The organism is Parafrankia sp. EAN1pec (genome assembly GCF_000018005.1).
Taxonomy (GTDB): Bacteria; Actinomycetota; Actinomycetes; order Frankiales; family Frankiaceae; genus Parafrankia; species Parafrankia soli.
This window is the reverse complement of sequence record NC_009921.1, coordinates 4,673,295-4,687,024: the sequence shown is the minus strand read 5'-3', so window position 1 is coordinate 4,687,024 and position 13,730 is coordinate 4,673,295. Positions and strand designations below refer to the sequence as shown.

13 protein-coding genes are annotated in these 13,730 nt (G+C 71.5%); 8 read left to right on the top strand and 5 right to left on the bottom strand.

Annotated elements, in window-relative coordinates; translation table 11 throughout:
- Position 1 precedes the first annotated feature (1 nt).
- Together FRANEAN1_RS19025 and FRANEAN1_RS19020 are read left to right on the top strand one after the other, a co-directional pair.
- Positions 2 to 1,015: an ABC transporter ATP-binding protein gene (locus FRANEAN1_RS19025; protein WP_020461444.1), complete on the top strand. Its 1,014-nt coding sequence runs from the start codon at positions 2 to 4 to the stop codon at positions 1,013 to 1,015.
- A complete protein-coding gene (locus FRANEAN1_RS19020; protein WP_020461443.1) occupies positions 1,005 to 2,786 on the top strand; it encodes an oligopeptide/dipeptide ABC transporter ATP-binding protein in 1,782 nt (593 codons plus the stop codon). The genes FRANEAN1_RS19025 and FRANEAN1_RS19020 overlap by 11 nt, the downstream gene beginning before the upstream one ends.
- 149 nt (positions 2,787 to 2,935) lie before the next feature.
- On the opposite strand, the gene FRANEAN1_RS19015 is transcribed toward FRANEAN1_RS19020, so the two are convergent.
- Both FRANEAN1_RS19015 and FRANEAN1_RS19010 read right to left on the bottom strand, forming a co-directional pair.
- A complete protein-coding gene (locus tag FRANEAN1_RS19015) occupies positions 2,936 to 3,601 on the bottom strand; it encodes a nitroreductase family protein (protein WP_020461442.1) in 666 nt (221 codons plus the stop codon).
- Positions 3,602 to 3,758: 157 nt separating this feature from the next.
- On the bottom strand, positions 3,759 to 4,622 hold the full coding sequence (locus FRANEAN1_RS19010; protein WP_020461441.1) for an alpha/beta hydrolase: 864 nt from the start codon (positions 4,620 to 4,622) through the stop codon (positions 3,759 to 3,761).
- 25 nt (positions 4,623 to 4,647) lie between these two features.
- On the opposite strand from FRANEAN1_RS19010, the gene FRANEAN1_RS19005 reads away from it, so the two are divergent.
- Both FRANEAN1_RS19005 and FRANEAN1_RS19000 read left to right on the top strand, forming a co-directional pair.
- The gene (locus tag FRANEAN1_RS19005; protein WP_020461440.1) at positions 4,648 to 5,823 is read left to right on the top strand and encodes an amidohydrolase family protein; all 1,176 of its coding nucleotides are present in this window, start codon (positions 4,648 to 4,650) and stop codon (positions 5,821 to 5,823) included.
- 105 nt (positions 5,824 to 5,928) lie between these two features.
- A complete protein-coding gene (locus FRANEAN1_RS19000; protein ID WP_020461439.1) occupies positions 5,929 to 7,410 on the top strand; it encodes a CoA-acylating methylmalonate-semialdehyde dehydrogenase in 1,482 nt (493 codons plus the stop codon).
- Between the two features lie 60 nt (positions 7,411 to 7,470).
- On the opposite strand, the gene FRANEAN1_RS18995 is transcribed toward FRANEAN1_RS19000, so the two are convergent.
- Both FRANEAN1_RS18995 and FRANEAN1_RS18990 read right to left on the bottom strand, forming a co-directional pair.
- Positions 7,471 to 8,277: a CoA ester lyase gene (locus tag FRANEAN1_RS18995; RefSeq protein ID WP_085950166.1), complete on the bottom strand. Its 807-nt coding sequence runs from the start codon at positions 8,275 to 8,277 to the stop codon at positions 7,471 to 7,473.
- A 50-nt stretch (positions 8,278 to 8,327) separates the two neighbouring features.
- Entirely contained in the window at positions 8,328 to 8,837 is a 510-nt protein-coding gene (locus tag FRANEAN1_RS18990; RefSeq protein ID WP_020461437.1) for a MaoC family dehydratase, read from the bottom strand.
- A 526-nt stretch (positions 8,838 to 9,363) separates the two neighbouring features.
- On the opposite strand from FRANEAN1_RS18990, the gene FRANEAN1_RS18985 reads away from it, so the two are divergent.
- From FRANEAN1_RS18985 to FRANEAN1_RS18970, 4 genes are all read left to right on the top strand, one after another.
- Entirely contained in the window at positions 9,364 to 10,137 is a 774-nt protein-coding gene (locus FRANEAN1_RS18985; protein WP_020461436.1) for a sugar phosphate isomerase/epimerase, read from the top strand.
- A gap of 28 nt (positions 10,138 to 10,165) precedes the next feature.
- The gene (locus FRANEAN1_RS18980) at positions 10,166 to 10,894 is read left to right on the top strand and encodes a TetR/AcrR family transcriptional regulator (protein ID WP_020461435.1); all 729 of its coding nucleotides are present in this window, start codon (positions 10,166 to 10,168) and stop codon (positions 10,892 to 10,894) included.
- Positions 10,891 to 11,685, top strand: a complete 795-nt coding sequence (locus tag FRANEAN1_RS18975) for a glucose 1-dehydrogenase (RefSeq protein ID WP_020461434.1) — start codon at positions 10,891 to 10,893, stop codon at positions 11,683 to 11,685. Before FRANEAN1_RS18980 ends, FRANEAN1_RS18975 begins: the two co-directional genes overlap by 4 nt.
- Before the next feature lie 102 nt (positions 11,686 to 11,787).
- A complete protein-coding gene (locus FRANEAN1_RS18970; protein WP_041254364.1) occupies positions 11,788 to 12,450 on the top strand; it encodes a class I SAM-dependent methyltransferase in 663 nt (220 codons plus the stop codon).
- 133 nt (positions 12,451 to 12,583) lie between these two features.
- On the opposite strand, the gene FRANEAN1_RS18965 is transcribed toward FRANEAN1_RS18970, so the two are convergent.
- Entirely contained in the window at positions 12,584 to 13,729 is a 1,146-nt protein-coding gene (locus FRANEAN1_RS18965; RefSeq protein ID WP_020461432.1) for a thiolase family protein, read from the bottom strand.
- Position 13,730 lies beyond the last annotated feature (1 nt).

Sequence of the window (13,730 nt, the reverse complement as noted above, 5' to 3'; positions counted from 1 at the left end):
CATGAGTACTGATCCTGTCCTGCAGGTGCGCAATCTGCGCGCCTACATCGGCACCCCGCGTGGAGTCGTGCGCGCCGTCGACGACGTCTCCCTCGACCTCGACTCCGCCCAGGCCATGGGCGTGGTCGGGGAGTCCGGGTCCGGCAAGTCGGTGATGGCCCGCGCGATCATGGGCCTGATGCCGGCACGGTCCGGGTGCTCCGGCCAGGTGGTGTTCCAGGGCCGGGACCTGCTCACCCTCCCCCGCAAGCAGCGCGCCGAGATCTGGGGCAAGCAGATCGCCATGGTGTTCCAGGACCCAGGGCGCTCGCTCAACCCGGTGGTTCGGGTGGAACGGCAGCTCACCGAGGGAATGCGCAAGCACCTCGGCGTCGGCCGCTCCGAAGCTCGCGGTCGGGCCCTCGACCTTCTGCGGGAGGTCGGGGTGCCCGACCCCGAGCGGCGCCTGCGCAACTACCCGCACGAGCTCTCCGGCGGTATGCGGCAGCGAGTCATGATCGCTACCGCGCTCGCCTGCGAGCCGACGCTGCTCATCGCCGACGAGCCGACCACAGCGCTGGACGTGACCGTCCAGCGCCAGATCCTCGACCTGTTACGCCGGGTCCAGCGCAACCACGGAATGTCCATGATCCTGATCAGCCACGACCTGGCGGTCGTCGCCGGCCGCACCGACCGGGTCGCGGTGATGTACGCGGGGCGCCTGGCCGAGGCCGGGGCCACCCGGCAGGTCTTCGAGGCCCCCCGGCACCGCTACACCCACGCGCTGCTCGAGGCGACCCCGACCATCGACCACGAGCGGCACGCACCGATGCGGCTCATCCAGGGCTCGCTGCCCAACCCCATCGACCCGCCCCCCGGATGCCGGTTCGCCGCGCGCTGCGGGCACGTCGACCCCAAGTGCGCCGACCCCGGGCCGCAGATGGTCTCCGTCGGCTCGGATCACGATGTCGCCTGCATCAGCCCGGTGCAGGACGGCGCCGCGGTCGTCCCCGGAGGTGAGCTCGTTGGCCGGTAGCGGAACCGCCCATCTGCGCGGCGAGGACGCGCTGCTCAGCGTGCGCGACCTGGTGGTCGAATACCCGACCAAGGGCGGGGTGGTCCAGGCCGTCTCCAAGGTCAGCTTCGACGTCCTGCCCGGCGAGACGCTCGGGATCGTCGGCGAGTCCGGCTGTGGGAAGTCCACGACCGGGCGCGCCGTGCTCCGGCTGGACAGGCTGACCTCCGGCCAGATCACGTTCGCCGGCGAGCGCATCGAGGGAGTCGGCGAACGCCGGATGCGCGAGCTCCGCCGCTCCATCCAGATGATCTTCCAGGACCCGGTGGCGTCGCTGAACCCCCGCCGCAGCGTCAAGGACATCGTCGTCGAGGGTCTGGCGGTTGCCCGTGCCCCGGCGTCCGAACGGGCCACCGTGTCGGCGTCCGTCCTCGGACAGGTCGGGCTGGACGGCGACCGCTTCGCCGACATGCTGCCCCGCCAGCTCTCCGGCGGCCAGGCACAGCGGGTGGCGATCGGCCGCGCGCTCGCGCTGCACCCGCGGCTGCTGATCTGCGACGAGCCGGTCTCCGCGCTGGACGTCTCCGTGCAGGCGCAGATCCTCAACCTGATCGAGGAGCTGAAGGCCGAGTTCGACCTGACCGTCGTGTTCATCGCGCACGACCTCGGGGTCGTGCGGGCGGTCAGCGACGACGTCCTGGTCATGTACCTCGGCAAGGTGTGCGAGTTCGGCGACTCCGACCTGGTGTACGACCAGCCCGCCCACCCCTACACCCGGGCGCTGCTGGACTCCGTCCCGCTGACCGACCCGGAGCGCGGCTTCACCGGTCCCGCGTTGGAGGGCGACCTGCCCTCCCCGCTGTCCCCGCCGACGGGATGCCGTTTCCGCACCCGGTGCCCGTTGGCCGAGGAGCGCTGCGCCGCCGAGGAGCCGGAGATCCGCGAGGTCCGCCCGGGCCAGTACGTCGCCTGCCACTTCCCGCTGACCTCACCGCTGGCCGAATCGGCGGCCGCGGCAGCGGCCACGGAGGTGGCCACGCCGGTCACCGCCCCCCTGACCGAGACCACGCCCGACGCCACCGAGCCCTCGGCGAGCGAGCTCACAGCCACCACACCCGAGGCCACCAAGCCCCCGGTCGCCGAAGAGCCCCCGGTCACCGAGCCCGCGGCCACCAAGTCGGTGGCCGCCGAACCTGTGGCCGCCGAACCGGTCGCAGGCAAGCCCGCGGCCAGCGAGCCCGCGGCCGCCAAGCTCACGCCCGGCGAACCGGCGACTGCGACTGCGACAGCGGCAGAGCCCACGGCTGTCGAGTCCAAGGTCGCCGAGCCCGTGGTGGCGGGGGCCGAGCCCGCGCCCGCCACGTCGGGGACCGCCGAGCCCGCGCCCGCCAAGGCCGCCGCGGCACCCGCCACCACGGCCCCTGCCACCACGGGCGACGAGGCGGCGGCCGCGGACGACCAGGCGGCGGGCGACCCGCCGACGGTCGAATCGGCCGCCGGTGAGCAGACCACGACCGAGGCCTCGACGAAGCCGACCACCGACGAGTCAGTGGCGGCCGAGACCGCCGCCGTGCCAACCCCGGCCACCGACGACCCGGCCACGGTCGAGACCGCGACGACGCCGAGTGGCACCGCGGCGCCCGCGAGCACCGAGCCTCCCACGGCTACAGCGACCACGGAGCAGGCCACGGAGGCTGGTGACCCGCCCACCGTCGAGACGACCGTGAGCGACGACGCGGATGGCAGCGCAGCCGGGGAGACGAAGAAGACCTCTGGGGGCACCACCGCCTGACCCGGAGCCGACCCCGGGTCTCCCGGGATCGGCTCCGGCAACGCCGCATCAGACCTTGGTCTGCGCCTGGGGCCTCGCTTGCCGGAGGCCCCAGGCGGTGGCATGTACGTCGGGCGAGATGAGCCGTCAGCGAGGACACACCTCGGGCGTCACCCGTTGAGCAGGGGATTGTCCCAGGTGTCGAGGGCGGCGACCTTGTGCAGCGGACGGCGGCGGACCGGTCCGTGCTTGCCCACCGGCCAGCCGACGGACACCAGCGAGGCGATCCGCCATTCGTCCGGGATACCGACGACGGCACGCAGTTTCTCCTCAGCGAAGGTGAACCACGTGCTCGGGACGGTGCCCAGGCCCTCGGCACGCGCGGCGAGCAGGAAGTTCTGCATCGCCGGGTAGATCGAGCCGCCCTCGATGAACTCGGGCACGAAGCCCGTCAGCCGGTAGCAGAACAGCACGTAGGCGGGCACGCTCTCGAAGTTGTCGACGAGGTGCAGCATCGTGCGGGTCAGCCGGGCCTCGCGCGAGTCGTCGTCGGGCGCCGGCCGCTCGTCGGCCTGGCCGTAGATGGTGCGGACCCAGTCCCACCCCTCGCGGAACGCCGGGCCGAGCACGGCGCGGACCTCCGGGGAGCGCAGCACGACGAACCGCCAGGACTGGGCGTTGGACCCCGACGGCGCCCAGGTCGCCGCCTCCAGGCAGCGGGCGAGCACCTCGTCGGAGACCGGGTCGGGCCGGAAGCGGCGCAGCGAGCGCGCGGTACGCATGGCCTCGCGGAGCTCGATGGCGGGCGCGGCGGATCCCGGCTCCAGATCACTCATTCGGCAACTACTCCTCTGGTCCGACCCGCGACGGGTATGGCGATATGTCAACCTTCACCACACCCGTGACGCGCGTCAAACCGCCCGGAGCCCACGGCCCGCGGCGGGGAGCCGGCGGCGCTCCCGGCGGAGCGCCGCCGCGTACCGCGAACCTCGATCAGGTCAGATTCTCGTCAGCCCACTCCAGCAGTACGGGGGCGAGTTTCGGCCAGTTGAAGAAAAGACCTTCCTTCGCCGCCTCCGGGGTGTGCCGGTCGTTCCATTCAGTGTCGCTCCACGGCGGCTCCTTGAGCTCCGCCCTGGGCAGCAGCTGCGCAATCTGTTCGGAGGTCTCCCGCCGGTGGTGAATATCACTGACGCCGCTGCGCAGGACAAGCGCCGGGATATCGAGCTTGCGTGCGTCGTCATCGGGAAGGCCGGGCACGAGCTCGCCTTCCCGCGGGCAGTAGACCGACATCCAGCGTTCCATGGTGGCCAGGAACTCCTTGCGGTCCTGGTCGAGAATACGCTGGCGGTTCCCCGGGTTGCGGCTGATGGGCTCGCTCCATTCCGGGAGCGCCGCGACCGCTTCCATTCCGTCGTTCCAGGCGGCGGTGAACGAGCCGCTGCCGTAGTGCACACCAATGCTCATCAGACCGTAGATGCCACCGCTGAGCCACCAGATGGCCAGGCCGGAGGTGACGTCCCGATGACGTGCGGCCGTGAGCAGCGACACCCTGGAGCCACCCGAGCCGCCCGCGATGACCGTGGGCCCGAGGCCAAGATGCCTGATCAGCGCGGCGAGCGTGTCCGCCTGCATCTCCGACTCGGACGCCCCGTCGAAGCTGACGTCGGACTCGCCGGTGTTCGGCCGGTCCCAGATCAGGACCCGCCGGCCGGTCAGCGCGATCTCCTGGGCCAGCTCGCGCACACCCGGCGTGTCCTTGCTGTAACGCCCACCCGGCGTGATCGCCCAGGGCTGGCCCGTCTCACCGATCAGCTCGTAGGCGACCGACAGTCCGTTAACTGTTGCTCGTGTCATGGATCACATATTAACATCGACATCTATGTCGATACCTTTAAAAGAGAGCGGCCTGTTCATCGTCGATGCGGACTCGCACTGGTCAGAGCCCCCGGATCTGTTCACCAGGCGCGCACCGGCTGCATACCGTGACCGGGTGCCCCGCGTGGAGGATGTCGACGGCACCCCGATGTGGGTCTTTGACGGTAAGCCTGTCGGGCGTTTCAGCGCAGCCGGTGTCATCGGCCGCGACGGCCGCAAGGAGAGCGCGGACACCGCGCTGCACCACTGGACGATCGACCAGGTCCACGTCGGCGCCTACGACCCGGCCGTCCGCCTGGGCGTGCTCGACGAGTGCGGCATCGACGCGCAGATCATCTTTCCGAGCACGATCGGCCTCGGCGGCCAGGACCTGGGCGCGGCCAGTGACCCCGCGCTGACCCGGCTCTCGGTCGAGATCTACAACGACGCCATGGCCGAGATCCAGAGCGACTCGGGGAACCGGTTGTTACCCCTGCCGCTCATGCCGGCCTGGGACGTCGACCTGTGCGTCGCAGAGGCCCGCCGGGTCCACGCCCTCGGCGCACGCGGGGTCAACATGACCTCGGACCCGCAGGACCTGGGCGCCCCCGACCTCGCCAACCCGGCCTGGGACCCGTTCTGGGAGGTGTGCACAGAGCTGCAGCTGCCGGTCCACTTCCACATCGGGGCCAGCGTGACCACGATGACGTTCTACGGTAAGTACCCGTGGCCGTCACACGACAACAACACCAAGCTCGCCATCGGCGGCACACTGCTGTTCATCGGGAACGCACGGGTGGTGACGAATCTGATCCTCTCCGGGATCTTCGACCGGCACCCCGACCTGAAGACGGTGTCGGTGGAGAGCGGTGTCGGCTGGATCCCGTTCATCCTCGAGGCGTTGGACTACGAGATGTCCGAGAATGCGCCCGAGGAGCTCGGCCGGATGCGCAAGCCGCCGTCCGAGTACTTCCGGAGCAACATCTACGCCACGTTCTGGTTCGAGAAGAACAGGAACAAGCTCCCGGCACTGATCGACGCGGTCGGCGAGGACAACATCCTCTTCGAGACGGACTTCCCCCACCCAACCTGCCTCTACCCTGACCCGCTGGGCACCGTCGAGCCGAAGCTGGCCACGTTGTCTCCGCAGGCCCGGGCGAAGATCCTGGGAGAGAACGCCCGCAGGCTGTACCGCCTCTGAACCAGTCAGCCGGGGCAGCCGGGGGTCCTGCCCCGGTCGCCCCGGTGCTTCATGTCCAGACACAATCGGGCATCCGTACAGGATGCGAGTCAGGAGTAGGAACGCGTGAAGACGATCGGGCACTGGATCAACGGCAAGTCCGCCCCCTCGGCCTCCGGCCGCGTCGGCCGCGTCTTCGACCCGGCCCGCGCAGTGCAGACCGGGCAGGTCACCCTCGCCTCCACCGCGGAGGTCGACGACGTGGTGCGCGTCGCCCGGGACGCCGCCGTGAGCTGGGGCGCGTCCTCGCTCAGCAACCGCTCGACGCTGCTGTTCCGGCTACGCGAGCTGCTCGACGCCAGCCGTGACGAGCTCGCCGCGGCCGTCGCCGCCGAGCACGGCAAGGTGCACTCCGACGCGCTCGGCGAGGTCGCCCGCGGCATCGAGTGCGTCGAGTTCGCCTGCGGCATCCCCCACCTGCTGAAGGGCTCGCACAGCTCGGAGGTCTCCCGGGGCGTCGACGTCCACACCGAGCTACATCCGGTCGGCGTGGTAGCGGGCATCACCCCGTTCAACTTCCCCGTCATGGTGCCGCTGTGGATGCTGGCCAACGCGGTGGCCACCGGCAACACCTTCATCCTGAAGCCCTCGGAGAAGGACCCGTCGGCCTCGCTGATCCTGGCCGACCTCGTCACCCGGGCCGGTTTCCCGGACGGCGTGTTCAACGTCCTGCAGGGCGACGCCGAGGCGGTGCGCGCCCTGCTCACCCACCCCGGCGTGGACGCCGTGTCGTTCGTCGGCAGCACCCCGGTGGCCCGCTCCATCTACGAGACGGGCACCGCCGCCGGCAAGCGGGTGCAGGCACTCGGCGGCGCGAAGAACCACATGGTCGTGCTGCCGGACGCCGACATCGAGTCGGCCGCCAACGCCGCCATCTCGGCCGGCTACGGGTCCGCCGGTGAGCGCTGCATGGCGATCTCGGTCGTGGTCGCGGTCGGCGCGGTCGCCGACCCGCTGGTCGACGCGATCGCCGCGCGCATCCCCGACGTGGTGGTCGGCCCGGCCTCGGACGAGTCGTCCCAGATGGGCCCGCTGATCACCGCGGAGCACCGCGACCGGGTCCGGTCCTACGTCCAGGGCGCGACCGACGAGGGTGCCCGCGTCGTCGTCGACGGCTCCGCCGGCCGCGACGAGGGGTACTTCGTCGGCTGCTCGCTGCTGGACGGCGTCAAGCCGGGCATGCGCGTCTACGACGACGAGATCTTCGGCCCGGTCCTGAGCGTCGTGCGGGTGGACAGCTACGACGAGGCCATCGAGCTGATCAACAGCAACCAGTACGGCAACGGCGTGGCCCTGTTCACCCAGGACGGCGGCGCCGCCCGCCGCTTCACCCGGCAGGTCGACGTCGGCATGATCGGGATCAACGTGCCGATCCCGGTGCCGGTCGCCTGGCACTCGTTCGGCGGCTGGAAGGCGTCCATCTTCGGCGACGCCCCGATCTACGGCCCAGAGGGGATCCGCTTCTACACCCGGCCGAAGGTCGTCACCTCACGGTGGCCCGAGTCGACCCCCACCGCCGTCGACCTGGTCTTCCCCGCCAACCGCTGACAGCCCCGGGTTCCGGGGGGCACAACCAGGCCCGCTCCCCCCGGAGCCCGGTCAGCACGGCTAGGCGTCCGCCCGGCGCAGGATCTGGCGGGCCTGCGCGACGAGCGGCGCGTCGATCATCTGGCCGTCGAGCAGGAACACGGCGCTGTCCTCGCTGCCGGCCACGACCCGCCGGGCCCAGGTGACGTTCTCGGCGGACGGCTGGAACGCCCGGCGGACGACGGCCGCCTGCGAGGGATGGATGCACGCCTTGGCCACGAAGCCGGACGCGACGGCCTCGTCGGCCTCCGCGGCAAGGCCGGCGACGTCGGCGACGTCCAGGAAGACCGTGTCGATCGCCGGCACGCCGGAGGCGGCGGCGTGCAGCAGGACGGTGGACTTGGCGTGCCGCGCGACATCGCGGTACCGCCCGTCGGGCAGCCGGCTCGAGCTGCCGCCGAGCGACGCCATCAGATCCTCCGCGCCCCACATCACGCCCGCCAGGTTCCGCGCGCGCACCACCTCGGCGCTGGCGAGAACCCCACGCGCCGTCTCGCACAGCGCGACCACCTGGTAGCGGTCCGCTTCCTCGACCTCGCGGACGTCCTCGGTCTTCGCCAGCATGATCGTGCGGTACCCGGTGCGGGCGAGGCAGCGGATGTCCTCGTCGTAGTCGGCGGTCGACCGCGGGTTCACCCGGACGATCACGCGGGCCGGGTCCACGGGGTGCTCGACGAGCGCCACACGGGCCTCAGGGCGCCGCGCGGGGGCGACCGCGTCCTCGAGGTCGAGGATCACGGTGTCCGCGGCCGCCAGGGCCTTCTCGTACCGGTCCGGCCGGTCCGCCGGGCAGAACAGAAGCGACGATCCCAGTGCCCAGTCGGTCACGCTGTCTCCCACCTTGAAACTCCTGGCAGAACCCTCGACCACCGGATACCTCAGCCGGCGTCCGTGCCGGCAGGCTCCTCGCCGGAGCCCTCGCCGGCCGGCAGGCGCAGCATCAGCGCGGTCCGCTCGGCCTGCGCGACGAGCACACCGCGCTGGTTGCGGGCCCGGTGCACGAAGACGACGATGCCGTTCGCCGGCCGCGAGCGGGAATCCCGCTTCGACAGGACCTCGGTCTCGGCGTAGATGGTGTCGCCGGCGAGAACGGGCGCCGGGAAGCTGATGGCGCCGAAGCCGAGGTTCGCCACCGTCGTGCCCTGCGTCAGCTGCGGGACACTCAGCCCGACCATGACCGACAGGGTCATCATGCTGTTCACGAGCCGCTCACCGAATTCCGTCGACGCGCTCGCGGCGGCGTCGAGATGCAGGCTCTGCGGGTTCATCGTGAGGGTGGAGAACAAAGTGTTGTCCGCCTCGCCGAGGGTACGGCCCGGGCTGTGCACGTAGATCGCGCCGGTCTGCAGCTCCTCGAAATAAAGCCCGCGCTGCTGAATTCGCGTCACATCTCCGCCTGATCTGTCTGCCCGATTTTCGCCCGCACTATTCCACCGACGATTTTCCGGATTATCCGTCCCGCGACGAACTGTACTGTACGGACCGGCCCGCGCGACTGTCAACGCGCGTATACGCGACCGCCGTGCCCCGGACTAACCCTTATAGCAATTTCGCGTGCGACGGTCGACCGTTAGCCGCCGATAGTGGTCGACGTCGCCCGTAGCGCACCGCCCGGCGTCGCGCACGGCCCCGACAGGGCCCGCGGCTCGGCACACGAACTTCCACCCATCATTCAAAGTGAGCGCTTCCTCTCCAATGTCAGGTCAGGCCGGACGACACTCGCCCCACCTCCAACGAGGGGCTCCGGCGGACGGGCCAGGCGAGCACGGGAGCAGGGGGTCTTGCGGGTTGCCCGCGTCACATGTTTACACTGACGTCGACTTTGAACGTCGGCTCGGAAGAGCCGTCATCCGGCGGACACACTGCGGCGCCGCCCCCCGGTCGCGCCGTCGGCGCACCAAGGCGGGACGGGCGATGACATCGGAACCGAGAGTCGAGCTGGCGCTGACGCCCGACTCGCGCTGGGACGTCGACACAGCCGGCCTCGTGGCGGCGGCCGCGGGCGCCGGGTTCGGGTCGGTCGGGCTCGCCGAGGCCAACGCCGACGCGGCCGGAGCGGCCGTCCTCGCCGCGGCGGGCCTGCGCTGCCACGAGATCCTGGCCCTGATCGTGACCGACGACGAGCAGGCCACGATCGACCAGGCTCGCCGGGTCGCGAAGGCCGCGGCCGCGGTGAACGCCCGGTGGGTCCTGACCGGCTTCCGGGTGGGGCTCGACGAGCGGAGCGGCCCGTTGATCGCCCGGTGCGCCGCGCTGTTCGCCGCCGCCGGTGCCGGGATGGCGGTGGAGTTCAGCCCGCTGGGCGGCACGAAGTCGATCGCCACCGCCGTGGACATCGTGGAGGCCGCCGGCCCCGACCGCGCGGGCGTGCTGATCGACACGTGGCATTTCTTCAACGGGGAGAGCACCTGGGAGCAGCTCGAGCAGGTGCCCCTGGACCGCATCGCCTACGTCCAGTTCGACGACGCGCTCCCGCCGATCTCCCCGAACGGGATCAAGGAGACGATGCACCGCCGCGCCATGCCCGGCGAGGGGATCTTCGACCTCGGACGGTTCGCCGCCACCCTGCTCGACCGGGGCTGGTCGGGCCTGGTCAGCGTCGAGGTACTCAACGCCGAGCTGCGTGAGCTGCCCGTCCCCGAGTTCGCCCGCCGCGCCTACGAGACGACCGCCGGGTTCTGGCGATGACCTCGCGCCGCCCACCCGGGACTCGCGCGTGACCAGGACCGGCGCTGGCGCCGGTCCTGGAGCCGGTGCCCGTGGCGGAGCCGGCGCCGGTGCCGCCACCAACAGCCGTCCCGACGGTGGTGGCGGCCCCCGCTCGCGCCGCGGAGCCGAGACCAGGGCGCGCCTTGTCGAGGCCGCCAAGGCGGTCTTCGAAGAGAAGGGCTACCACGACACGCGGGTGGCGGACATCGCCGAGCGCGCCAGCGTGTCGCACGGGTCCTTCTACCACTACTTCGACTCGAAGGACCAGATCTTCCGGGAGGTCGCGGCGGTCATCGACGCCGCCCTCAGCGCCGGGATGGCGATCATCCTCGCCCGCAACTCGAGCATGTCGCCGCACGAGCGGCTGACCGAAGCGATCCGGGTCCACTTCGAGGCGTACCGTGCCGAGGCGCGGATCATGAGTGTGATCGAGCAGGTCTCCCGGCACGACGAGCAGGTCTACACCCTCTGGACCCAGCTGTTCGGCCGTCACTCGGACGACGTCACCCACTCCATCGAGCAGCTCCAGCGCCACCGGCTCGCCGACCCCGTCCTCGACCCGGCCGTCGCCGCCGCCGCTTTGGGCGCCATGACGTGGCGTTTCGCCGAGCAGTGGCTGGTGCAGGGCCAGCCCGAGTGCGGCTTCGACGTCGGCGTCGAGCAGATCACCCGGCTGTTCGTCAACGCGCTCCAGCTGCGCGACCCCGCGGAGCCGCCCCCGAGCGGGAACGCATGAGCACGCCGATGACCGGCCTGCTGGACCTGACCGGCCGGGTGGCCATCGTCACCGGCGGCGGGACGGGCATCGGGGCGGCCACCGCGCGGCTGCTCGCCGCCCACGGCGCCGACGTGGCCGTCGCCGCGCGCACCGTCGACGAGCTGGAGCGGACCGCGGCGGACATCCGGGCCGCCACCGGCCGCCGCTGCCTGGCCGTGCCGACGGACGTCAAGGACGAGGAGCAGGTGATCCGGCTGGTGCGGCGCACCGTCGAGGAGCTCGGCCGGATCGACGTGCTGGTCAACAACGCCGGCGGCACCCGCATGGGCCCGCTCTCCTCGCTGCCGACCAGGGCCTGGGACGCCAGCTTCGACCTCAACGTGCGGGCGGCCTACTTCTGCACCCGGGAGGCCGGCCGTCACCTGGTCGCGCAGCGCTCGGGCGCGATCGTCAACATCTCCTCGGACGCCGGCCTGCACGGAGTGCGCGGCGGAGCGCACTACGCCTCGGCCAAGGCCGCGCTGCAGATGTTCACGACGGTCACCGCGGCCGAGTGGGGACGTTACGGGGTGCGTGCCAACTGCCTCGCTGTCGGGCCGGTCGCCTCGGAGCGCGCAGTCGAGGCGTGGCGCGTCGCCGGCATCGACACGTCCGAGTTCAACACCGCCACCCCTCTGGGCCGGCCGGGGACGCCCGCGGAGGTCGCGAACGCGGTCCTCTTCTTCGCCAGCGACGCGGCGTCCTACATCACCGGGCAGACCCTCGCCGTCGACGGCGGACCGAGCCTGGGCGGGATCCGCGACACCTGAGGCGCGGCTCAGAACCTCATGCGTCTCCTGAGCGGACGCTGAGCCCGCCCCGGTTCGGAATCACCAGATCATGATCGTGAACGCTGACCCAACGCCGTCAACATTGTTGACGGCACAGCCGACACAGCAGGCACGACACCTTCTCCGGGCGAATGCGGCCGGTTCTGGGAGAACCGCTACCGGCACACCGACCGGATGTGGACCGGGGACCCCAACGAGCTGCTCGTCCGGGAGGTCGGCGCGCTGGCGCCCGGAACGGCGCTGGACCTGGGGTGCGGCGAGGGCGGCGACGCCGTCTGGCTCGCCGCCCGGGGCTGGCGGGTCACCGCGGTCGACGTCTCCCCCACCGCGCTGGCCCGGGCCGCCGGCGCCGCGGCGACCGCCGGCGTCGACGAGCGCATCACCTGGCGGTGCGAGGACCTGGCCGACGGCGTCCCCGACGGGACCTTCGACCTCGTCCTCGCCCTGTTCCTGCACTCGCCGGTCGGCATGCCGCGCACGGAGGTGCTCCGCGCCAGCGCCGGCCGGGTGGCCCCCGGCGGGACGCTGCTGGTGGTCGGGCACGCCGGCGCCCCGTCCTGGGAGCCGAGGAAGAAGCCCCACACCAGGCTCGCCACTCCCGACGACGTCCTCGCCGAGTTGGGCGCGGCCACCGGCGGCTGGGCGGTGGAGCTGCGGGAGATGTACGAGGCGCCGATGTCGCGACCGAACGGGCAGGTGGGCTTCCGGGCCGAGAACGCCCTGCGCCTGCGACGCCCGGCCTGACCAGGCGCATCCCGGCGGCCGGCAACCACCCGACCGCGGTCCCGCGGGGGCGGGACGAGGACGGCCCCGCGCCCCCGGTCAGGGAGGCACGGGGCCGGACGGGCGTCCGCGGGCGCCGGTCAGACGGGCGCGGTCAGGTGGTCACGATCGACACGCCGGCCGTGCCGGGCGCGCCGTAGAGCTGGGCGTAGCCGACCCGCGGGTTGCCGGGGACCTGCCGGTCGCCGGCCTGCCCGCGCAGCTGCAGGACCAGCTCGTGAATCTGGCGCAGACCCGAGGCGCCGACGGGCTCGCCGTTGGCGATCAGCCCGCCGTCGGTGTTGACCGGCAGCCGGCCGCCGATCTCGGTGGCGCCCTCCGCGAGCAGCTTCTCCTGGTCGCCGTCCGCGCAGAAGCCGTTCTCCGCCATGTGCATGATCTCGGCACCGGAGTCGGTGTCCTGGATCTGGATGACGTCGACGTCCTCCGGGCCGATGCCCGCGGTCTCGTAGGCCGCCCGCGACGCGAACACGGTGGGGGCCTCGGCGTGCTCCACCGCGGCCCAGGAGCTGTGCACCTCGTGCGCGCCGTACGTCCTGGTCCGCAGCGTGCTCGCCCGCAGGTAGATGGGGTTGGACGTGTACTGGCGGGCGATGTCGGCGCGGCACAGGATGATCGCCGCGGCGCCCTCGTCCGGGCTGCAGAACATGTACTTCGTCAGCGGGTAGTTGAGCATCTGGGAGGTGAGGATCTCGTCCTCCGTCAGCGCCTTGCGACGGAAGGCGTTGGGGTTCAGCACGCCGTTGCGGTAGTTCTTCGCCGCCACCCGGGCCAGCGTGCGGTGCGAGATCCCGTGGTCGTGCATGTAGCGGTTGATCTTCATCCCGAAGAACTTCGTCGTCAGGAAGTGACCGATGTCGCCGTACCACGGCGGGGCGCTGTAGTGGACGGGATCGGCCGTGAAGGCGCCGAAGGCGTGCTTGTCCATGCCGACCGCGAGGCCGATGTCGTACTTGCCGTACCGGATCGCGTCGGCGGTCAGCTCCAGCGCGGTCGCGGCCGTCGCGCAGCCGTTGTAGACGTCCATGAACGGGATGCCGGTGAGGCCGAGCAGGCCCACGACCGCGTCGGGGTTGTCCACCTCACAGCTCCCGCCGAAGGCGAACTGGACCTGCTTCCACTCCAGGCCGGCGTCGGTGAGCGCGGAGCGGACGGCCTCGGCGCCCATCTGGATCGCCGACTTGTTGCCGAAGCGCCCGAAGGGGTGGATGCCCACCCCGATGATCGCGACATCCTCCATG

What these genes read in the sequence shown, in the direction of transcription:
- FRANEAN1_RS19015 (WP_020461442.1), bottom strand. Translation starts at nt 3,601, where the DNA reads ATGAGTGATCTGGAGCCGGGATCCGCCGCGCCCGCCATCGAGCTCCGC.
- FRANEAN1_RS19005 (WP_020461440.1), top strand. Translation starts at nt 4,648, where the DNA reads ATGTCGATACCTTTAAAAGAGAGCGGCCTGTTCATCGTCGATGCGGAC.
- FRANEAN1_RS18965 (WP_020461432.1), bottom strand. Translation starts at nt 13,729, where the DNA reads ATGGAGGATGTCGCGATCATCGGGGTGGGCATCCACCCCTTCGGGCGC.
- FRANEAN1_RS19010 (WP_020461441.1), bottom strand. Translation starts at nt 4,622, where the DNA reads ATGACACGAGCAACAGTTAACGGACTGTCGGTCGCCTACGAGCTGATC.
- FRANEAN1_RS19025 (WP_020461444.1), top strand. Translation starts at nt 2, where the DNA reads ATGAGTACTGATCCTGTCCTGCAGGTGCGCAATCTGCGCGCCTACATC.
- FRANEAN1_RS18975 (WP_020461434.1), top strand. Translation starts at nt 10,891, where the DNA reads ATGAGCACGCCGATGACCGGCCTGCTGGACCTGACCGGCCGGGTGGCC.
- FRANEAN1_RS18985 (WP_020461436.1), top strand. Translation starts at nt 9,364, where the DNA reads ATGACATCGGAACCGAGAGTCGAGCTGGCGCTGACGCCCGACTCGCGC.